General features: G+C 55.6%; 29 protein-coding genes and 1 pseudogene. 29 read left to right on the top strand and 1 reads right to left on the bottom strand.

Annotated elements, in window-relative coordinates; genetic code table 11:
- From JIF53_RS11900 to rplQ, 29 genes and pseudogenes are all read left to right on the top strand, one after another.
- Window positions 1-141 (top strand): annotated as a pseudogene (locus JIF53_RS11900) (elongation factor Tu); the annotation flags it as partial.
- 184 nt (window positions 142-325) lie between these two features.
- A complete protein-coding gene (gene rpsJ / locus JIF53_RS11895) occupies window positions 326-637 on the top strand; it encodes a 30S ribosomal protein S10 (RefSeq protein ID WP_004580743.1) in 312 nt (103 codons plus the stop codon).
- A 75-nt stretch (window positions 638-712) separates the two neighbouring features.
- Window positions 713-1,351 (top strand): 50S ribosomal protein L3, encoded by a 639-nt coding sequence (gene rplC / locus JIF53_RS11890; protein ID WP_011784246.1) that lies wholly within the window; start codon window positions 713-715, stop codon window positions 1,349-1,351.
- Between the two features lie 11 nt (window positions 1,352-1,362).
- Window positions 1,363-1,968, top strand: a complete 606-nt coding sequence (gene rplD / locus JIF53_RS11885; protein ID WP_011784247.1) for a 50S ribosomal protein L4 — start codon at window positions 1,363-1,365, stop codon at window positions 1,966-1,968.
- On the top strand, window positions 1,965-2,258 hold the full coding sequence (rplW, locus tag JIF53_RS11880; RefSeq protein WP_008174862.1) for a 50S ribosomal protein L23: 294 nt from the start codon (window positions 1,965-1,967) through the stop codon (window positions 2,256-2,258). Before rplD ends, rplW begins: the two co-directional genes overlap by 4 nt.
- Before the next feature lie 17 nt (window positions 2,259-2,275).
- Window positions 2,276-3,103 carry a 50S ribosomal protein L2 gene (gene rplB, locus JIF53_RS11875; RefSeq protein ID WP_011784248.1) on the top strand — a complete coding sequence of 276 codons (828 nt, stop codon included), beginning with the start codon at window positions 2,276-2,278 and terminating at the stop codon, window positions 3,101-3,103.
- Between the two features lie 23 nt (window positions 3,104-3,126).
- Entirely contained in the window at window positions 3,127-3,402 is a 276-nt protein-coding gene (rpsS, locus tag JIF53_RS11870; protein WP_007154011.1) for a 30S ribosomal protein S19, read from the top strand.
- 16 nt (window positions 3,403-3,418) lie between these two features.
- Window positions 3,419-3,751 (top strand): 50S ribosomal protein L22, encoded by a 333-nt coding sequence (gene rplV, locus JIF53_RS11865; protein WP_008940674.1) that lies wholly within the window; start codon window positions 3,419-3,421, stop codon window positions 3,749-3,751.
- An 11-nt stretch (window positions 3,752-3,762) separates the two neighbouring features.
- Complete coding sequence (rpsC, locus tag JIF53_RS11860) at window positions 3,763-4,446, top strand: 30S ribosomal protein S3 (protein ID WP_011784249.1); 684 nt, start codon at window positions 3,763-3,765, stop codon at window positions 4,444-4,446.
- Window positions 4,447-4,458: 12 nt separating this feature from the next.
- Complete coding sequence (rplP, locus tag JIF53_RS11855) at window positions 4,459-4,872, top strand: 50S ribosomal protein L16 (RefSeq protein WP_011784250.1); 414 nt, start codon at window positions 4,459-4,461, stop codon at window positions 4,870-4,872.
- On the top strand, window positions 4,872-5,063 hold the full coding sequence (rpmC, locus tag JIF53_RS11850) for a 50S ribosomal protein L29 (RefSeq protein WP_008174877.1): 192 nt from the start codon (window positions 4,872-4,874) through the stop codon (window positions 5,061-5,063). The genes rplP and rpmC overlap by 1 nt, the downstream gene beginning before the upstream one ends.
- Before the next feature lies 1 nt (window position 5,064).
- Window positions 5,065-5,331 carry a 30S ribosomal protein S17 gene (rpsQ, locus tag JIF53_RS11845; RefSeq protein ID WP_011784251.1) on the top strand — a complete coding sequence of 89 codons (267 nt, stop codon included), beginning with the start codon at window positions 5,065-5,067 and terminating at the stop codon, window positions 5,329-5,331.
- An 18-nt stretch (window positions 5,332-5,349) separates the two neighbouring features.
- Entirely contained in the window at window positions 5,350-5,718 is a 369-nt protein-coding gene (gene rplN, locus JIF53_RS11840) for a 50S ribosomal protein L14 (protein WP_011784252.1), read from the top strand.
- 17 nt (window positions 5,719-5,735) lie between these two features.
- The gene (rplX, locus tag JIF53_RS11835) at window positions 5,736-6,056 is read left to right on the top strand and encodes a 50S ribosomal protein L24 (protein WP_011784253.1); all 321 of its coding nucleotides are present in this window, start codon (window positions 5,736-5,738) and stop codon (window positions 6,054-6,056) included.
- A 15-nt stretch (window positions 6,057-6,071) separates the two neighbouring features.
- Window positions 6,072-6,611, top strand: coding sequence for a 50S ribosomal protein L5 (gene rplE / locus JIF53_RS11830; RefSeq protein ID WP_011784254.1), 540 nt, complete (start codon window positions 6,072-6,074; stop codon window positions 6,609-6,611).
- Window positions 6,612-6,623: 12 nt separating this feature from the next.
- Entirely contained in the window at window positions 6,624-6,929 is a 306-nt protein-coding gene (gene rpsN / locus JIF53_RS11825) for a 30S ribosomal protein S14 (RefSeq protein WP_011784255.1), read from the top strand.
- 88 nt (window positions 6,930-7,017) lie between these two features.
- On the top strand, window positions 7,018-7,410 hold the full coding sequence (gene rpsH / locus JIF53_RS11820; protein WP_011784256.1) for a 30S ribosomal protein S8: 393 nt from the start codon (window positions 7,018-7,020) through the stop codon (window positions 7,408-7,410).
- A 9-nt stretch (window positions 7,411-7,419) separates the two neighbouring features.
- Window positions 7,420-7,953 carry a 50S ribosomal protein L6 gene (rplF, locus tag JIF53_RS11815; protein WP_011784257.1) on the top strand — a complete coding sequence of 178 codons (534 nt, stop codon included), beginning with the start codon at window positions 7,420-7,422 and terminating at the stop codon, window positions 7,951-7,953.
- 9 nt (window positions 7,954-7,962) lie between these two features.
- Window positions 7,963-8,310, top strand: a complete 348-nt coding sequence (gene rplR / locus JIF53_RS11810; RefSeq protein WP_011784258.1) for a 50S ribosomal protein L18 — start codon at window positions 7,963-7,965, stop codon at window positions 8,308-8,310.
- Between the two features lie 12 nt (window positions 8,311-8,322).
- Window positions 8,323-8,823: a 30S ribosomal protein S5 gene (gene rpsE / locus JIF53_RS11805; protein ID WP_011784259.1), complete on the top strand. Its 501-nt coding sequence runs from the start codon at window positions 8,323-8,325 to the stop codon at window positions 8,821-8,823.
- A gap of 4 nt (window positions 8,824-8,827) precedes the next feature.
- Window positions 8,828-9,016, top strand: coding sequence for a 50S ribosomal protein L30 (rpmD, locus tag JIF53_RS11800; protein ID WP_008174894.1), 189 nt, complete (start codon window positions 8,828-8,830; stop codon window positions 9,014-9,016).
- A 1-nt stretch (window position 9,017) separates the two neighbouring features.
- Window positions 9,018-9,452, top strand: coding sequence for a 50S ribosomal protein L15 (gene rplO / locus JIF53_RS11795; protein ID WP_011784260.1), 435 nt, complete (start codon window positions 9,018-9,020; stop codon window positions 9,450-9,452).
- Window positions 9,453-9,469: 17 nt separating this feature from the next.
- Window positions 9,470-10,792: a preprotein translocase subunit SecY gene (gene secY, locus JIF53_RS11790; protein WP_011784261.1), complete on the top strand. Its 1,323-nt coding sequence runs from the start codon at window positions 9,470-9,472 to the stop codon at window positions 10,790-10,792.
- A gap of 33 nt (window positions 10,793-10,825) precedes the next feature.
- Complete coding sequence (gene rpmJ, locus JIF53_RS11785) at window positions 10,826-10,939, top strand: 50S ribosomal protein L36 (protein ID WP_008174902.1); 114 nt, start codon at window positions 10,826-10,828, stop codon at window positions 10,937-10,939.
- Window positions 10,940-11,081: 142 nt separating this feature from the next.
- Window positions 11,082-11,438: a 30S ribosomal protein S13 gene (gene rpsM / locus JIF53_RS11780; RefSeq protein WP_011784262.1), complete on the top strand. Its 357-nt coding sequence runs from the start codon at window positions 11,082-11,084 to the stop codon at window positions 11,436-11,438.
- Between the two features lie 13 nt (window positions 11,439-11,451).
- Window positions 11,452-11,841 (top strand): 30S ribosomal protein S11, encoded by a 390-nt coding sequence (rpsK, locus tag JIF53_RS11775; RefSeq protein ID WP_007153992.1) that lies wholly within the window; start codon window positions 11,452-11,454, stop codon window positions 11,839-11,841.
- 18 nt (window positions 11,842-11,859) lie between these two features.
- Window positions 11,860-12,480: a 30S ribosomal protein S4 gene (gene rpsD, locus JIF53_RS11770; RefSeq protein ID WP_014420494.1), complete on the top strand. Its 621-nt coding sequence runs from the start codon at window positions 11,860-11,862 to the stop codon at window positions 12,478-12,480.
- A gap of 35 nt (window positions 12,481-12,515) precedes the next feature.
- Window positions 12,516-13,520: a DNA-directed RNA polymerase subunit alpha gene (locus JIF53_RS11765; protein ID WP_008174911.1), complete on the top strand. Its 1,005-nt coding sequence runs from the start codon at window positions 12,516-12,518 to the stop codon at window positions 13,518-13,520.
- A 33-nt stretch (window positions 13,521-13,553) separates the two neighbouring features.
- Window positions 13,554-13,952: a 50S ribosomal protein L17 gene (gene rplQ, locus JIF53_RS11760; protein WP_011784264.1), complete on the top strand. Its 399-nt coding sequence runs from the start codon at window positions 13,554-13,556 to the stop codon at window positions 13,950-13,952.
- Between the two features lie 72 nt (window positions 13,953-14,024).
- Here the strand turns inward: rplQ and uvrA are convergent, their stop codons facing one another.
- On the bottom strand, window positions 14,025-16,847 hold the full coding sequence (gene uvrA / locus JIF53_RS11755) for an excinuclease ABC subunit UvrA (protein ID WP_153741278.1): 2,823 nt from the start codon (window positions 16,845-16,847) through the stop codon (window positions 14,025-14,027).
- Window positions 16,848-17,008: the final 161 nt, after the last annotated feature.

Genomic DNA, 17,008 nt, shown 5'->3' with positions numbered 1-17,008 from the left:
GAAATGGTAATGCCGGGTGACAACGTGAAAATGACCGTCACCCTGATCGCTCCGATCGCCATGGAAGATGGCCTGCGCTTCGCGATTCGCGAAGGTGGTCGTACCGTTGGTGCCGGCGTGGTCGCCAAGATCATCGAGTAATCTGCTCGATTGATCAGGAAAAAGGGGCTGAGCGTTCAGCCCCTTTTTCTGTTTAGGTCGCAAATGTCGCTCAACCCTGTCAATGGCAATGCTGTTGACAGGGTTGGGTATTATGCATACAATGCGGCTCCTTTTTTTGAAGGTCGGCTAACTAGTAGCTGCTACGAGTGGAGTTTGGTGCATCATGCAAAGCCAAAAAATTCGAATCCGGTTGAAGGCGTTTGATTATCGCCTGATCGACCAGTCCACGCAGGAGATTGTCGATACCGCCAAGCGGACCGGCGCTCAGGTGCGTGGTCCCATTCCTCTGCCGACGCGGAAGGAAAAGTACACGGTATTGATCTCTCCGCACGTCAACAAAGACGCGCGTGATCAGTATGAAATTCGTACGCATAAGCGTCTGCTCGACATTGTTGAGCCGACGGAAAAGACAGTAGATGCTCTGATGAAACTGGACCTGGCAGCAGGTGTAGACGTTCAGATCAGCCTCGGCTAATACCGCCCGGTATTAGTCTGTGTAACTGTCATAGGCCATAGAGGGTGCAAGCCCCGTACACTTAAGAGGTGAAACATGGCAATTGGTGTTGTCGGTCGTAAGGCCGGTATGACCCGTATTTTTACGGATGAAGGGCAGGCGCTGCCTGTCACGGTAATTGAGGTTGAGCCCAACCGCATTACCCAACTCAAGACCCTCGAAAGCGACGGCTACCGTGCAGTGCAGGTAACCGTAGGTTCTCGTCGTTCCTCCCGTGTAAACAAGGCGGCTGCCGGGCACTTTGCAAAAGCAGGTGTTGAAGCTGGTCGTGGCGTTTGGGAATTCCGTCTGGCTGATGGCGAAGGTGAAGACCTGGCCGCCGGTGGCGAGCTGACCGTTTCCGTGTTTGAAGACGGTCAGGTGGTTGACGCAGTAGGTCAGTCCAAGGGTAAGGGCTTCCAGGGCGGTGTTAAGCGCTGGAATTTCTCCATGCAGGACGCTACTCACGGTAACTCCCTGTCTCATCGTGCTCCGGGTTCCATTGGTCAGAACCAGACTCCGGGTAAGGTGTTCAAGGGCAAGAAGATGGCCGGTCAGATGGGTAATGCGCAGGTTACTGTGCAGAACCTGAAGATCGTCCGTGTCGATGCCGAGCGCAACCTGCTGCTGGTAAGTGGTGCCGTACCTGGCGCAACTGGCGGCGACGTTGTCATCAAGCCTGCAGTTAAAGCCTGAGGAGCGGTGCGATGGAATTGACAATTACTGGTAGCGGCAAGGGGATTTCTGTTTCCGACGCTGCGTTTGCCAAAGATTTTAATGAAGCTCTGGTGCATCAGGTGGTTACTGCTTACATGGCAGCTGGCCGTCAGGGTACCAAGGCCCAGAAGACACGTTCCGAAGTCAGTGGTGGTGGCAAGAAGCCATGGCGCCAGAAGGGTACTGGTCGTGCCCGTGCTGGTACCATTCGTAGCCCGATCTGGCGTTCAGGCGGCGTAACCTTTGCTGCCAAGCCCCGTGACTTCGAGCAAAAGGTTAACCGCAAGATGTACCGTGCGGCGATGCGTTCCATTTTCTCCGAGCTGGTACGCCAGGAGCGTCTGGTTGTGGTTGACGACATGAATGTCGATACGCCCAAGACCAAGGCCTTCACTGCCAAGCTGAGCGATCTGGGTGTGTCCAACGCCCTGATCCTGTCTGAGAATGTTGAGCAGAATCTGCACCTGGCTTCCCGCAACGTTCCCCATGTGGACGTTCGCGATGTGGCAGGTCTGGATCCGGTCAGCCTGGTTGCCTTCGAGAAAGTCGTGGTGACTGTTCCCGCTCTGAAGAAGATCGAGGAGATGCTGGGATGAATCAGGAACGTATTTACAAGGTCCTGTTGGGGCCGCACGTATCAGAAAAAGCGTCTCTGGCGGCAGAGCGTGGTCAGGTGGTGTTTCGTGTAGCACCTGATGCGACCAAGCCCGAGATCAAGAAAGCCGTTGAGCAACTGTTCAACGTCACCGTCGAAGGTGTTCAGGTTCTGAACCGTAAGGGTAAGCTCAAGCGCACTATCCGCGGGTTCGGCAAGCGTAATGACATTCGTAAGGCTTACGTCAAGCTGGCAGAAGGTCAGGACATCGATTTTCTGGATGTGGAATAAGGTAAAGGGGTCGTAATATGCCGATCGTCAAAACCAAGCCAACATCTGCCGGACGCCGTCACGTTGTAAAACTTTACAACCCGGATCTGCACAAAGGACGTCCTTACGAGCCGTTGGTAGAAACAAAGAGTAAGTCTGGTGGCCGTAACAATGTTGGCCGCATTACTACTCGTCACATTGGTGGTGGTCATAAGCAGCACTACCGTGTTATCGACTTCAAGCGGACCAAAGATGGTATCCCGGCGGTCATCGAGCGCCTGGAATACGATCCTAACCGCTCTGCGCACATTGCGCTGGTCAAATATGCCGATGGCGAGCGTCGTTACATTATCGCTCCCAAAGGTATGAAGGCTGGTGATCCTGTGCGCTCCGGCGTCGACGCGCCGATCAAGGTGGGCTCCACGTTGCCACTCCGGAACATTCCGGTCGGTTCCGTAATCCACTGCGTCGAACTCAAGCCTGGCAAAGGTGCACAGCTGGCTCGCTCTGCGGGCGCATCCGTACAGCTGGTTGCTCGGGAAGGGGCGTATGCCACCATCCGCCTGCGTTCAGGTGAAATGCGTAAGGTGCTTGTAGATTGCCGTGCCACTCTGGGCGAAGTGTCCAACAGTGAGCATAGCCTCAAGCAGCTTGGTAAAGCGGGTGCATCACGTTGGCGCGGCAAACGGCCAACAGTACGTGGTGTTGCTATGAACCCAGTTGACCACCCGCATGGTGGTGGTGAAGGGCGTACCTCTGGCGGACGTCACCCGGTTACTCCGTGGGGTGTTCCGACCAAAGGGCATAAGACTCGTAAGAACAAGCGTACTGACAAGATGATAGTACGTCGTCGTTCGGCCAAGTAAACGACTACATAGAGGTAATTGCTGTGCCACGTTCTTTGAAGAAAGGTCCTTTTATAGACCTGCATCTGTTGAAGAAGGTCGAGGCAGCTCTGGAAGCAAATGACAAGCGGCCCATTAAAACCTGGTCCCGCCGGTCAACAGTCTTCCCGGAGATGGTAGGCCTGACCATTGCAGTCCACAACGGCAAGCAGCACGTGCCGGTTTATGTCACCGAAGATATGGTTGGACATAAGCTGGGTGAGTTCGCGGCAACGCGTACTTATCGTGGTCATGCGGCCGACAAGAAAGCTAAACGCTGATTCTGAGGTAATAGAAATGGAAGTAGCAGCCAAGTACAAGGGCGCTCGCCTCTCAGCTCAGAAAGCACGTCTTGTCGCTGACCAAGTACGCGGCAAGGCTGTTGAGGACGCCCTGAACATTCTGACTTTCAGCCCTAAGAAGGCAGCGGTTGTGATCAAGAAGGCTCTTGAATCCGCCATTGCCAACGCTGAGCACAACGAAGGTCTGGACGTAGATGATCTGCGGGTTTCCACCGTGATGGTGGATGAGGGCCCAACGCTCAAGCGAATCAAAGCTCGAGCCAAGGGGCGCGCTGACCGTATTTTCAAGCGCACCTGTCATATCACCGTCAAGGTCGCCGACAAGTAGGAGATGCTCAGATGGGTCATAAAGTAAATCCAACCGGCATTCGCCTGGGTGTGATCAAAGAGCACAACTCAGTGTGGTACGCCGACAAAAAGGACTACGCGAAGAATCTTCTGAATGATATTCAGGTTCGCGAATTCCTGGACAAGCGTCTGGTTAAGGCGTCTGTCAGCAAGATCGTGATCGAGCGCCCTGCTCAGAACGCCCGGATCACGATCCATACCGCCCGCCCCGGTATTGTTATCGGTAAGAAGGGTGAAGATGTTGACCGTCTGCGTCGCGAAGTCAGCGACATGATGGGTGTGCCTGTGCACATCAACATCGAAGAAGTCCGCAAGCCGGACCTGGATGCCCGCCTGGTAGCGCAAAACGTTGCCGGCCAGCTGGAGCGTCGTGTGATGTTCCGTCGCGCTATGAAGCGTGCGGTTCAAAACGCCATGCGTCAGGGAGCCAAGGGTATCAAGATTCAGGTTGGCGGTCGTCTTGGGGGTGCTGAAATCGCACGTTCCGAGTGGTATCGCGAAGGTCGTGTACCTCTGCACACACTGCGTGCAGATATTGATTATGCAACCTATGAAGCGCACACCACTTACGGCGTTATCGGCGTAAAGGTATGGATCTTCAAAGGTGAGATTCTTGGTGGTATGGAGCAGGTCCGTGCTGACAAGAAAGCCTCTGGGAAGAAAGGTTCTAAGTAAAGGGGCACTCTTATGCTGCAACCAAAACGCACCAAATTCCGCAAGGTAATGAAAGGCCGTAACACCGGTCTTGCTCAGCGCGCAAACAAGGTGAGCTTCGGTGAATACGGATTGAAGGCGACCAGCCGTGGGCGTATAACTGCGCGCCAGATTGAGGCAGCGCGTCGTACCATGACTCGCCGCATCAAGCGGGGCGGTAAGATCTGGATCCGGGTGTTCCCGGACAAGCCGATCACCGGTAAGCCGCTGGAAGTACGTATGGGTAAAGGTAAAGGTTCTGTCGAGTATTGGGTGGCTGAGATTCAGCCAGGCCGCATGTTGTACGAGATGGAAGGTGTCGCGGAAGAAATCGCACGCGAAGCTTTCACTCTGGCTGCCGCCAAACTGCCGGTACAGACCACCTTTGTTAAGAGGACGGTGATGTGATGAAAGCAACAGAGCTGCGTGAAAAGTCAGTCGAGGAGCTGAACAAAGAGCTGATCGACCTCCTGAAGGAGCAGTTCAACCTGCGCATGCGCAAGGCGACAGGTCAGCTGAATCAGTCTCACCTTCTCGGCAAGGTGAAGCGCGATATCGCTCGCGTGAAAACAGTATTGAACGAAAAGGCAGGACAGTGACATGACCGAAGCTACCCAAACTGCCAGAACTCTGAGCGGCAAGGTCGTGAGCAACAAGATGGACAAGTCCATCGTGGTCCTGGTTGAGCGTCAGGTTAAACACCCGCTGTACGGTAAGTACATGAAGCGTTCAACCAAGATTCATGCACACGATGAAAGCAATCAGTGCAACATTGGTGACACCGTAACCATCCAGGAAACCCGTCCGGTCTCCAAGACCAAGAGCTGGGCCCTGGTGGAAGTTACCGAACGCGCTGCCAAGGTGTAATTCGCCCGGAGAACAACCATGATTCAGACTCAAACAATGCTTGAAGTCGCGGATAACAGTGGTGCACGTCAGGTAATGTGCATCAAGGTCCTGGGCGGATCTCACCGGCGTTATGCAACCGTTGGGGATATCATCAAGGTAACCGTCAAGGAAGCCATCCCCCGCGGCAAGGTGAAAAAAGGCCAGGTCCTGAAGGCTGTTGTAGTACGTACCCGTAAGGGTGTGCGTCGTCCGGACGGTTCTCTGATCCGTTTTGACGGTAACGCGGCGGTACTTCTGAACAATCAGGACGCTCCCATTGGTACCCGTATCTTCGGACCGGTTACCCGTGAACTGCGTAACGAGAAGTTCATGAAGATTATCTCACTGGCACCCGAAGTACTTTAAAGGACCAGAGGCCGGTTATGAAAAAGATCAAACGAGATGACGAAGTAATCGTCACCACGGGGAAAGACAAAGACAAACGTGGTAAAGTCCTGAAAGTTCTGGACGACGGTCGCGTGCTTGTTTCTGGCATCAATATGATGAAGAAGCACACAAAGCCGAACCCGATGCTTGGCACCCCGGGCGGTATCGTCGAAAAAGAAGCGCCTATCCAGGCTTCCAACGTGGCTATTTTTAATCCGCAGACCGGCAAAGCCGATCGTGTTGGCTTCCAGATCAAGGAAGACGGCACCAAAGTGCGGATCTTCAAGTCCACGAACGAAGCTGTCGATAACCAGTAAGCGGTGGTGGTTACGATGCTTAACATGAAAGAGCAGTACACTAAGGAAGTGGTACCCGCCCTGCAGAAAGAGTTCGGTTACAAGAACGTGATGCAGGTGCCGCGTATCGAGAAAATCACCCTGAACATGGGTGTTGGCGAAGCGGTTGGTGACAAGAAACTGATTGAAAATGCCGTGGCAGATCTTGAGCGCCTGGCAGGTCAAAAAGTGGTTGTTACCAAAGCGCGTAAATCCGTCGCGGGCTTCAAAATCCGTGAAGGTTGGCCGATTGGCTGTAAAGTGACCCTGCGCGGTGAGCGCATGTGGGATTTCTTTGATCGTCTGGTGCACATTGCGGTTCCTCGCATTCGTGACTTCCGCGGTCTGAACCCGAAATCCTTCGACGGTCGCGGTAACTACAGCATGGGTGTGCGTGAGCAGATCATCTTCCCGGAGATCGAGTACGACAAAGTCGACAAGATCCGCGGGTTGGATATCACCATCACCACCACTGCCGGTACCGACGACGAAGGTCGCGAACTGTTGAAAGCCTTTGGCTTTCCGTTCAAGAAATAAGGAACGAGTGACATGGCGAAGGTTTCAATGAAAAACCGTGAGCAAAAGCGCGAAAAACTGGTAGCAAAGTATGCTGCCAAGCGCGCCGAGCTCAAGGCGATTATCAAAAACCCGAATACCAGCGATGATGACCGTTGGGATGCACAGATGAAGCTCCAGCAGCTTCCGCGTGATTCATCTCCTTCGCGTCTTCGGAATCGTTGCCAGGTGACTGGTCGTCCCCACGGCGTTCTGCGCAAGTTCGAGCTGTCACGGATCAAACTCCGTGAATACGGCATGCGCGGTGACGTTCCGGGCCTGACCAAGGCAAGCTGGTAAGATAGGCCGCCTGACTTCGGTCAGGTGCCTGTTGGTAAGCGGTGCGGCAAGCCGCTGCACAACTAAAAAGATCAGGAGCCTCATACCAATGAGTATGCAAGACACGCTTGCGGATATGTTTACCCGTATCCGTAATGCCCAGATGGCGTCAAAAGCTGACGTAACGATGCCATCTTCAAAAATGAAGGTCTCAGTAGCCCAGGTCCTCAAGGACGAAGGCTACGTAGCAGATTTTTCTGTTTCAGCTGACGCGAAGCCCGAGCTGACCATCACTCTGAAATACTTCGGCGGCAAGCCGGTTATTGAAGAGATTCAGCGGGTCAGCCGTCCGAGTCTGCGCCAGTACAAAGGCGCCGGGGAACTGCCGAAAGTAGCCGGTGGTCTGGGAGTCGCGATTGTCTCAACGTCCAGGGGCGTTATGACAGACCGCGCCGCACGAGCTGCAGGCGTGGGTGGCGAAGTCATCTGCACCGTATTCTAGGAGATACACATGTCCAGGGTTGCCAATAATCCTGTCGTGCTGCCTTCCGGTGTTGAGGTTAAGCTGAACGGACAGGAAATCAATGTGAAGGGTTCCAAAGGAGCGCTTCAGTTCACCATTCACCAGGCGGTTGAAGTAAAGCAGGAAGAAAATGTCCTGCGTTTTGCGGCCCGCGATGGTGCAAAACAGTCCCGCGCTCTTGCTGGTACTACTCGTGCGCTGGTTAACAATATGGTTACCGGCGTATCCACAGGCTGGGAGCGTAAGCTGCAGCTGACGGGCGTAGGTTACCGTGCGCAGGCGCAAGGTAAGAAGCTCAACCTGACACTGGGTTTTTCCCACCCGGTCGAGTATGAGCTGCCCGAGGGTGTTACCGCTGAAACTCCGTCCAATACGGAAGTTGTGATTCGCGGTATCGACAAGCAACAGGTTGGCCAGGTCGCTGCGGAAATCCGCGCGTTCCGTCCGCCCGAGCCGTATAAAGGCAAGGGTGTGCGTTATGCGGATGAGCAGGTCAGACGCAAAGAAGCCAAGAAGAAATAAGGCGGGACTATGAGCGCAAATAACGAAAGACTGCGTCGCGCGCGCAAAGTGCGCATGAAGATCCGTGAGCTGGGTACTGACCGTCTGTGCGTGCACCGTACACCGCGTCATATGTACGCCCAGGTTACGACTGCAGATGGCAGCAAAGTGCTTGCCACTGCCTCCACGTTGGATAAGGAACTGCGCCAGGGTGCAACCGGTAACGTGGACGCTGCCAAGAAGGTCGGTCAGCTGATTGCTGAGCGCGCCAAGGCAGCAGGCATTGAGAAGGTCGCTTTTGACCGCTCAGGTTACCGTTATCACGGTCGTGTTCAGGCTCTTGCCGACGCTGCCCGTGAAGCTGGCTTGCAATTCTAAGAGGTGGAGAAGATGAGCGTTAACGAACAGAAGGCGCCTGAGCTCCAGGAAAAGCTGGTTCAGGTCAATCGTGTCGCCAAGGTAGTTAAAGGCGGCCGTATCTTTGCCTTCACTGCACTGACTGTAGTGGGTGATGGTAAAGGTCGCGTTGGTTTCGGTCGTGGCAAGGCCCGGGAAGTTCCGGTTGCCATCCAGAAGGCCATGGAAGCTGCACGCAAAAACATGGTAGACGTAGCGTTGGACGGCACTACCCTGCAGTACCCGGTTCGGGCGCAGCACGGTGGTTCCAAGGTCTTCATGCAGCCTGCTTCTGAGGGTACCGGTATCATTGCCGGCGGTGCGATGCGCGCCGTACTCGAGGTGGCCGGTGTGCAGAACGTACTGTCCAAGTGTTACGGGTCCACCAACCCGGTGAACGTAGTACGTTCCACCATCAAGGGTCTGCAGGCCATGAAGGCGCCTGAAGACGTTGCAGCCAAGCGCGGTAAATCCGTGGAAGATATTCTGGGTTGAAGTCATGGCGAACGCAAAAACGATCAAAGTAACTCTGACCCGCAGCCCGATCGGCTGTCAGCCCAAGCACAAGCTGTGCGTCAAGGGCCTGGGTCTTCGTAAAATCGGTCACACCGTGGAAGTGGAGGACACTCCTTCCATTCGCGGCATGATCAACCGGGTAAATTACCTGGTTCGGGTTGAGGAGAACTAAGATGCGTCTGAACGAACTTGCTCCGGAACCCGGTTCACGTCCGTCCGCCAAGCGTGTCGGCCGTGGTATCGGTAGCGGTCTCGGCAAAACCGGCGGTCGTGGTCATAAAGGTCTGAAATCCCGTTCCGGTGGCTCCGTTGCTCCCGGTTTCGAGGGTGGTCAGCAGCCTCTGGCCCGTCGTCTGCCTAAGTTCGGTTTCACCTCGCGTCAGCAGCGTTACGTGGCGGAAATCCGCCTGAACGAGCTGGCCAAGGTTGAAGGCGACGTGGTGGATCTGGCGGCCCTGAAAAAGGCTGACATCATTCGCGAAGAAATTCGCGAGGCCAAGGTTATCCTGTCCGGCGAGCTGGACCGTGCGGTAACCGTGAAAGGCCTTCGAGTCACCAAGGGCGCACGCGAAGCGATTACCGCCGCGGGTGGTAAAGTCGAAGACTAAGACGAGTCGAGGACTAAATGGCCAAGACAGCATCATTGCCTGCGGGCGCCGGAAAAGGATTTGCAGAGCTGCGCTCGCGGCTCTGGTTCGTGTTTCTGGCGCTGCTGGTGTACCGGATCGGTGCCCACATTCCGGTTCCCGGTATCAACCCGGATCGGCTGGCGGCACTGTTTGATCAGAACCAGGGAACCATCCTGAGTCTGTTCAACATGTTCTCCGGTGGTGCGCTTGAGCGCATGAGTATCTTCGCACTCGGTATCATGCCGTACATTTCGGCTTCTATTATCATGCAGCTCATGACTGCGGTTAGTCCGCAGCTTGAGCAGCTTAAGAAAGAAGGCGAGGCTGGTCGTCGCAAGATCAGCCAGTATACGCGGTATGGTACGGTTATCCTGGCCCTGGTTCAGGGCTTTGGTATTTCTGTGGGTCTGGCATCACAGGGCGTTACCTTTAATGACAGCTTCAGCTTCCACTTTGTGGCGGTTGTGTCTTTTGTCTGCGGTGCGGTCTTCATGATGTGGCTCGGTGAGCAGATCACCGAAAGAGGTATTGGTAACGGTATTTCGCTGCTGATCTTCGCGGGTATTGTTGCCGGTCTTCCTGGCGCCATTGGCCAGACTCTGGAGCAGGCTCGTAACGGTGAAATGAGCTTGCTGGTTGTTCTCGGAATTGGTGTTCTGGCGATTGCTGTTGTCGGTTTCGTGGTCTTCATGGAGCGTGGGCAGCGGCGTTTGACCATCAACTATGCCAAGCGGCAGCAGGGGCGTCGGGTATTTGCCCAGCAGTCCAGCCACCTGCCGCTGAAGGTGAATATGGCCGGCGTCATTCCGCCGATCTTCGCCTCTTCGATTCTACTGTTCCCGGCCTCTCTGGGGCAGTGGTTCGGTCAGGGCGAGGGCATGGAGTGGCTGAGTGATATCTCCCAGGCATTGGCACCGAGCCAGCCGTTGTATATTATCCTGTTCGCAGCAGCAGTTATCTTCTTCTGCTACTTCTACACAGCGCTGATGTACAACCCCAAGGAAGTTGCGGATAACCTCAAGCGTTCCGGCGCGTTTATCCCCGGTATTCGCCCCGGCGAACAGACGGCCAAGTACATCGATGGTGTGCTGACCCGTTTGACTCTGTTCGGTGCTATGTATATTGCAGCAGTATCCCTGTTCCCTCAGTTCCTGATGGTGGCCGGGAATGTGCCTTTCTATCTCGGGGGCACCTCTCTGCTGATTGTTGTAGTCGTGGTGATGGATTTCATGGCTCAGGTTCAGTCGCACCTGATGTCTCACCAGTATGAATCGCTGATGAAGAAATCCAATCTCAAGGGCTATGGACGGAACGGCTGAACAAGCCGTTCCCCTTGAAAACTGGAGTCGACAATGAAAGTACGCGCTTCGGTAAAGAAAATTTGCCGTAACTGCAAAGTAATTCGACGCAATGGCTCAGTTCGAGTCATCTGCTCGGAGCCTCGTCACAAGCAGCGCCAGGGCTGATCCGTTTCGGATAAGCGCTGACATTGTAAAAGGGGTTCGGAATAGTGGCGCTTGACTCACCTGTGGGTCAAGCGCTATTATTTCGCGCCCTTTTTGTGGCGGAAAATTCACACAGCAAAGCTTTGAACGCGGAGTAATTTGGATGGCACGTATAGCCGGTGTCAATATACCCGATAACAAACATGCTGTTATCTCGCTGACCTACATCTTCGGTGTTGGCAAGACAACAGCCCAGAAGCTTTGCGATGCAACCGGCGTTAAGCCGGACGCCAAGGTCAAAGACCTGAGCGACGAGCAACTTGAAGCACTTCGTACTGAAGTGGGCAAGTTTACCGTCGAAGGCGATCTGCGTCGTGAAGTACAGATGAACATCAAGCGTTTGAAGGATCTCGGTTGCTTCCGTGGTCTGCGTCATCGTCATGGCCTTCCGGTCCGTGGCCAGCGCACCAAGACCAACGCCCGCACCCGTAAAGGTCCTCGCAAACCTATTCGTAAGTAACAGGTAGGCAAACATGGCAAAGCCAGGTACACGTACCCGTAAAAAGGTGAAAAAGACGGTTGTTGATGGCGTCGCGCACATTCACGCGTCCTTCAACAACACCATCGTGACCATTTCGGACCGTCAGGGCAACGTCCTGTCCTGGGCCACTTCTGGTGGTTCCGGTTTCCGCGGCTCACGTAAGAGTACACCTTTTGCTGCGCAGGTAGCAGCTGAAAGAGCCGGTAATGCGGCTGCTGAATACGGCCTTAAAAACCTGGACGTAGAGGTTAAGGGTCCTGGGCCCGGACGTGAATCTGCAGTTCGCGCGCTGAATGCGTGTGGCTACAAGATCACCAACATCACTGATGTGACGCCGATTCCCCACAACGGCTGTCGTCCGCCCAAGAAGCGCCGCGTCTAACACAGGAGACAGTGAAATATGGCTCGTTATATAGGCCCGAAGTGCAAGCTGTCTCGTCGTGAAGGGACAGATCTTTTTCTGAAGAGCGGCGTTCGCGCGCTCGATTCCAAGTGCAACATCGAGACTCCGCCGGGTATGCACGGCGCGCGTCGCGGTCGTCTGTCCGAGTACGGCGTTCAGCTTCGTGAAAAACAGAAAGTCCGTCGTATCTACGGCGTTCTTGAGAAGCAGTTCCGCAACTATTACAAAGAGGCCGCCCGAGGCAAAGGTGCAACTGGTGAAAACCTGCTGCAGCTGCTGGAAGGCCGTCTCGATAACGTTGTATATCGCATGGGCTTTGGTTCTACCCGTGCAGAAGCCCGTCAGCTCGTCTCTCACAAGGCGATCCTGGTCAATGATAAGCCGGTTAACATCCCGTCCTATCAGGTCAAGCCGGGCGACGTTGTGAGCGTGCGCGAAAAGGCCAAGAATCAGCTGCGTGTTAAAGGCGCGCTGGATCTGGCTTCAAGCCGTGCACCGGTAAGCTGGGTAGAGGTTGACGCCAACAAGATGTCCGGCGTTTACAAGTCAGTACCTGAGCGTACTGAACTGCCGGCCGACATCAACGAGAACCTCATCGTCGAGCTTTACTCCAAGTAAAGCCCAGTTAGCAACGATAGCAGATAGGGGCGTCTATGCAGCGTTCAGTACATGAGTTATTGACACCTCGTACCATTGACGTGAAAGAGTCCAGCGCTACGCGCGCCAAGGTGACCCTGGAACCGCTCGAACGCGGTTTCGGGCACACCCTGGGCAGCGCGCTGCGCCGTATTCTTCTGTCTTCGATGCCGGGCTGCGCCGTGACTGAAGCACAGATCGACGGTGTCCTGCACGAGTACAGTGCCATTGAAGGTGTCCAGGAAGACGTCATCGAGATTCTGCTGAATCTCAAGGGCGTTGCCGTAAAGATGAACGGCCGTGACGATGCTGAGCTGACCCTCAGCAAGAAAGGTCCGGGCGTGGTGACTGCCGGCGATATCAAGCTGGACCACGATGTGGAAATCGCTAACCCGGAGCACGTGATCTGTCACTTGAGCGAAAACGGCGAAGTGAACATGCGCTTGCGCGTGGCACGGGGCCGTGGCTACGAGCCGGCTGATCAGCGTGGTCTGGACGAGGACGAAACTCGTGCCATCGGACGCTTGCAGCTGGATGCAACGTTCAGCCCGGTTCGTCGTGTGGCCTATGCCGTCGAGAGCGCTCGGGTTGAGCAGCGTACAGACCTGGACAAGCTGGTTATTGATCTGGAGACCAACGGTACCATCGATCCGGAAGAAGCAATTCGCCGGGCCGCTACCATTCTCCAGCAGCAGCTGGCTGTGTTCGTCGATTTCGATCATGAGAAAGAGCCTGAGCGTGTAGAGGAAGAGGAAGAAATCGATCCGATTCTGCTGCGCCCGGTTGATGATCTGGAGTTGACTGTGCGTTCAGCTAACTGCTTGAAGGCTGAAAACATTTACTATATCGGCGATCTGATCCAGCGCACGGAAGTGGAGCTGCTGAAGACGCCTAATCTAGGCAAAAAGTCGCTGACCGAGATCAAGGACGTTCTTGCGTCCCGTGGTCTGTCTTTGGGTATGCGTCTTGATAACTGGCCGCCGGCAAGCCTTCGTGGTGATGACCGGGTTCTGGGCGGTTGATCGCCGATTAGTTTAAGGTAAGGAATCAGAGCAATGCGTCATCGTAAGAGTGGTCGTAAGTTCAACAGGACCAGTGCGCATCGCAAGGCCATGTTCCGTAACATGACTGCGTCACTGGTTGAGCACGAGCTGATCAAAACGACGCTCCCGAAAGCCAAAGAGCTGCGTCGGGTAGCTGAGCCGTTGATCACGCTCGCAAAGAATGATTCGGTAGCAAATCGTCGTCTGGCGTTCTCTCGCCTGCGTAGCGATGCTGCGGTAGCCAAGCTGTTTGATGAGCTGGGCCCCCGTTACAGCGAGCGTCCGGGTGGTTATCTTCGTATTCTGAAGTGCGGTTTCCGTGCTGGCGACAATGCCCCGATGGCATTCGTTGAGCTGGTCGGCCGTCCTCTGGACATCGAAGCTGAAGAGATGGACGACGACGAAGAGTAAGTTCTTCTGAGTCCATAAAAAAACCGGGTTCCGCAAGGTTCCCGGTTTTTTTGTGCCCGTCGTTCGGGCGGGCTATTTGGTAAGCATCGGTTTGAGGTACCGTCCGGTGTGCGACGCCGGATTGGCGGCGACTTCCTCGGGCGTTCCTTCGGCAATAATCTGTCCCCCACCGGACCCACCTTCCGGACCGAGGTCGACAATCCAGTCTGCGGTCTTGATGACGTCCAGGTTGTGCTCGATGACGACGATGGTGTTGCCGTGATCGCGCAAACGCTCCAGTACGTTCAAAAGTTGCTGGATATCGTAGAAGTGCAGGCCGGTCGTGGGCTCGTCCAGGATGTACAGGGTTTTGCCTGTGTCCCGTTTGGACAGCTCCTTGGCCAGCTTGACCCGCTGTGCTTCGCCCCCCGACAGGGTCACTGCGCTCTGGCCCAGACGAATGTAGGACAGGCCCACGTCGATCAGCGTTTGCAGTTTTCTGGCGATGAAGGGGACTGCGTCGAAAAACTCCCGGCCCTCCTCAACGGTCATTTCCAGAACCTCGTGAATGTTTTTGCCTTTATACCGGACCTCGAGGGTCTCCCGGTTGTAGCGTTTGCCCTTACAGATGTCGCAGGGCACATAGATGTCTGGCAGGAAGTGCATTTCGACTTTGATGACACCATCGCCCTGGCAGGCCTCGCACCGGCCGCCCTTCACGTTGAAGGAGAAACGGCCAGGTTTGTAGCCGCGTGAGCGTGCCTCCTGAGTGCCGGCGAAGAGTTCCCTGATGGGGGTAAACAGGCCGGTGTAAGTGGCGGGGTTAGACCTGGGTGTCCGTCCGATAGGGCTCTGGTCAATGTCGATCACCTTGTCGAGCTGATCAAGTCCTTTCAGGCTCTTGTAGGGCGCATGATTGAGGCTGGTCGCTTTGTTCAGTTTGGCGGCCGCGACCGGATAGAGGGTGCTGTTAATCAGAGTGGATTTGCCTGAGCCCGATACCCCGGTAACGCAGGTCATCACGCCTAGCGGCAGCGTGAGCGTTACGTCCCGGAGATTGTTGCCGGAGGCGCCGGTCAGTACCAGCTTCTTGCCATTGGCCTTGTTTCGCTCAGAAGGTACCGAGATCTCCTTCTCGCCACTGAGATACTGACCTGTCATTGAAGCCGGGTTGGCAATAATCTCTTTCGGGGTTCCCCGCGCGACAATCTCTCCGCCGTGGACGCCAGCGCCGGGGCCAATGTCAATAACGTAGTCGGCAGCCCGGATAGCATCTTCGTCGTGTTCCACCACAATCACCGTATTGCCGAGGTCCCGGAGGTGGGTGAGGGTGGCAAGCAGTCGGTCGTTGTCCCGCTGGTGCAGGCCAATGGACGGCTCGTCCAGAATGTACATCACACCCACCAGTCCTGCGCCTATCTGGCTGGCCAGCCTGATGCGCTGGGCTTCGCCGCCTGAGAGGGTGTCTGCGCTGCGTTCCAGGGTGAGGTATTCGAGGCCCACGTTGACCAGAAATTGCAGGCGCTCCCGTACCTCTTTCAGGATTTTTTCGGCGATCTCACCTTTACGCCCGGGCAATGCCAGAGTGCTGAAGTAGCGATGGGCGTCACCCACGGGCAGGTGGGTTATTTCCGGAAGGTTTCGCTCTTCGATAAAGACGTGACGGGCACTGCGACGCAGGCGCGAACCGCCGCAGTCTTTACAGGGCTGTGTACTCAGGTTGCGAGCCAGTTCCTCACGCATGCTCTGGGATTCCGTCTCGCGGTAACGGCGTTCCAGGTTAGGCAGTATGCCCTCGAATGGGTGCGCTTTTTCCATGATATGGCCGCGAGAGTTCACATAGCGAAAGGGAATGTCCTCGTCGCCGGAGCCATACAGGAGCACCTCCTGGAAGTTTTCGGGCAGCTCTTCCCAAGGCGTTTCCAGGTCAATGCCGTAGTGTTCGGCAACACTGGTCAGCATCTGGAAGTAATACACGGCACGACGGTCCCAGCCCTTGATGGCTCCTGATGCCAGGGTCGCTTCCGGGCTCTGGATCACCTTTTCGGCATCAAAGAACTGGCGCACCCCCAGGCCGTCGCAGGTGGGGCAGGCGCCGGCCGGGTTGTTGAACGAAAACAGGCGAGGTTCCAGTTCGCTCAGGGAGTAGCCGCACTGGGTGCAGGCATAGCGCGCCGAGAAGGTGTGTTCCTCGCCTTCTCCACTCATGGGCGCCACCAGAGCAATGCCGTCGGCCAGCTCCAGGGCGGTTTCGAAGCTCTCGGCCAGTCGTTGCTCCAGCCCCTCCTTGACTTTGAATCGATCGACCACAACGTCAATCTGGTGCTTGCGCTTCTTGTCCAGGGCAGGAACGTCGTCTATGTCGTATACCGCTCCGTCCACTCTCAGGCGGATGAAGCCCTGGCTGCGCATGGTGTCGATCACCTGCAGATGCTCACCTTTGCGATCCCGGATCACCGGCGCCAATATCATCAGCTTGCTGCCTTCCGGCATGGCGAGAACCTGGTCAACCATCTGACTCACGGTCTGGGCTTCCAGCGGCTGGCCGTGATCAGGACAGCGGGGTTCACCAGCACGAGCGAAAAGCAGTCTCAGATAGTCATAGATCTCGGTGATGGTCCCCACGGTAGAGCGGGGGTTGTGAGACGTGGATTTCTGCTCGATGGAGATGGCTGGCGACAAGCCTTCAATATGATCCACATCGGGCTTTTCCATCATCGAGAGGAATTGCCGTGCGTAGGTGGACAGCGACTCGACATACCGGCGCTGGCCCTCGGCATAGAGCGTATCGAACGCCAATGAGGACTTGCCGGAGCCGGACAGACCGGTAATGACGATCAGTTTGTCCCTTGGCATATCCAGGTCGATGTTTTTCAGGTTGTGGGTGCGCGCGCCCTTGATCTGGATATGGTCCATAACACCTCGCTTGGTAAAAACTGCCAGTATATCGGTTTCGGGTCGTTCCGGCTAAGTGCGGAACGACCCGCTCTGCGGGTGTCCCGTCGCCGGGGTGGTTCTGGTACAATTCGCCGCCTGCGGTTACCGGCCGCTCACCATTCATTCAAACCGCACGGGTA

Source organism: Marinobacter sp. bablab_jr008 (genome assembly GCF_016464145.1).
GTDB classification, from domain to species: Bacteria; Pseudomonadota; Gammaproteobacteria; order Pseudomonadales; family Oleiphilaceae; genus Marinobacter; species Marinobacter nauticus.
Note: the sequence above shows the minus strand (reverse complement) of the source record. Positions and strands in the feature narration are given on the sequence as shown.

What these genes read in the sequence shown, in the direction of transcription:
- rpsJ (WP_004580743.1), top strand. Translation starts at nt 326, where the DNA reads ATGCAAAGCCAAAAAATTCGAATCCGGTTGAAGGCGTTTGATTATCGC.
- rplC (WP_011784246.1), top strand. Translation starts at nt 713, where the DNA reads ATGGCAATTGGTGTTGTCGGTCGTAAGGCCGGTATGACCCGTATTTTT.
- rplD (WP_011784247.1), top strand. Translation starts at nt 1,363, where the DNA reads ATGGAATTGACAATTACTGGTAGCGGCAAGGGGATTTCTGTTTCCGAC.
- rplW (WP_008174862.1), top strand. Translation starts at nt 1,965, where the DNA reads ATGAATCAGGAACGTATTTACAAGGTCCTGTTGGGGCCGCACGTATCA.
- rplB (WP_011784248.1), top strand. Translation starts at nt 2,276, where the DNA reads ATGCCGATCGTCAAAACCAAGCCAACATCTGCCGGACGCCGTCACGTT.
- rplV (WP_008940674.1), top strand. Translation starts at nt 3,419, where the DNA reads ATGGAAGTAGCAGCCAAGTACAAGGGCGCTCGCCTCTCAGCTCAGAAA.
- rpsC (WP_011784249.1), top strand. Translation starts at nt 3,763, where the DNA reads ATGGGTCATAAAGTAAATCCAACCGGCATTCGCCTGGGTGTGATCAAA.
- rplP (WP_011784250.1), top strand. Translation starts at nt 4,459, where the DNA reads ATGCTGCAACCAAAACGCACCAAATTCCGCAAGGTAATGAAAGGCCGT.
- rpmC (WP_008174877.1), top strand. Translation starts at nt 4,872, where the DNA reads ATGAAAGCAACAGAGCTGCGTGAAAAGTCAGTCGAGGAGCTGAACAAA.
- rpsQ (WP_011784251.1), top strand. Translation starts at nt 5,065, where the DNA reads ATGACCGAAGCTACCCAAACTGCCAGAACTCTGAGCGGCAAGGTCGTG.
- rplN (WP_011784252.1), top strand. Translation starts at nt 5,350, where the DNA reads ATGATTCAGACTCAAACAATGCTTGAAGTCGCGGATAACAGTGGTGCA.
- rplX (WP_011784253.1), top strand. Translation starts at nt 5,736, where the DNA reads ATGAAAAAGATCAAACGAGATGACGAAGTAATCGTCACCACGGGGAAA.
- rplE (WP_011784254.1), top strand. Translation starts at nt 6,072, where the DNA reads ATGCTTAACATGAAAGAGCAGTACACTAAGGAAGTGGTACCCGCCCTG.
- rpsN (WP_011784255.1), top strand. Translation starts at nt 6,624, where the DNA reads ATGGCGAAGGTTTCAATGAAAAACCGTGAGCAAAAGCGCGAAAAACTG.
- rpsH (WP_011784256.1), top strand. Translation starts at nt 7,018, where the DNA reads ATGAGTATGCAAGACACGCTTGCGGATATGTTTACCCGTATCCGTAAT.
- rplF (WP_011784257.1), top strand. Translation starts at nt 7,420, where the DNA reads ATGTCCAGGGTTGCCAATAATCCTGTCGTGCTGCCTTCCGGTGTTGAG.
- rplR (WP_011784258.1), top strand. Translation starts at nt 7,963, where the DNA reads ATGAGCGCAAATAACGAAAGACTGCGTCGCGCGCGCAAAGTGCGCATG.
- rpsE (WP_011784259.1), top strand. Translation starts at nt 8,323, where the DNA reads ATGAGCGTTAACGAACAGAAGGCGCCTGAGCTCCAGGAAAAGCTGGTT.
- rpmD (WP_008174894.1), top strand. Translation starts at nt 8,828, where the DNA reads ATGGCGAACGCAAAAACGATCAAAGTAACTCTGACCCGCAGCCCGATC.
- rplO (WP_011784260.1), top strand. Translation starts at nt 9,018, where the DNA reads ATGCGTCTGAACGAACTTGCTCCGGAACCCGGTTCACGTCCGTCCGCC.
- secY (WP_011784261.1), top strand. Translation starts at nt 9,470, where the DNA reads ATGGCCAAGACAGCATCATTGCCTGCGGGCGCCGGAAAAGGATTTGCA.
- rpmJ (WP_008174902.1), top strand. Translation starts at nt 10,826, where the DNA reads ATGAAAGTACGCGCTTCGGTAAAGAAAATTTGCCGTAACTGCAAAGTA.
- rpsM (WP_011784262.1), top strand. Translation starts at nt 11,082, where the DNA reads ATGGCACGTATAGCCGGTGTCAATATACCCGATAACAAACATGCTGTT.
- rpsK (WP_007153992.1), top strand. Translation starts at nt 11,452, where the DNA reads ATGGCAAAGCCAGGTACACGTACCCGTAAAAAGGTGAAAAAGACGGTT.
- rpsD (WP_014420494.1), top strand. Translation starts at nt 11,860, where the DNA reads ATGGCTCGTTATATAGGCCCGAAGTGCAAGCTGTCTCGTCGTGAAGGG.
- JIF53_RS11765 (WP_008174911.1), top strand. Translation starts at nt 12,516, where the DNA reads ATGCAGCGTTCAGTACATGAGTTATTGACACCTCGTACCATTGACGTG.
- rplQ (WP_011784264.1), top strand. Translation starts at nt 13,554, where the DNA reads ATGCGTCATCGTAAGAGTGGTCGTAAGTTCAACAGGACCAGTGCGCAT.
- uvrA (WP_153741278.1), bottom strand. Translation starts at nt 16,847, where the DNA reads ATGGACCATATCCAGATCAAGGGCGCGCGCACCCACAACCTGAAAAAC.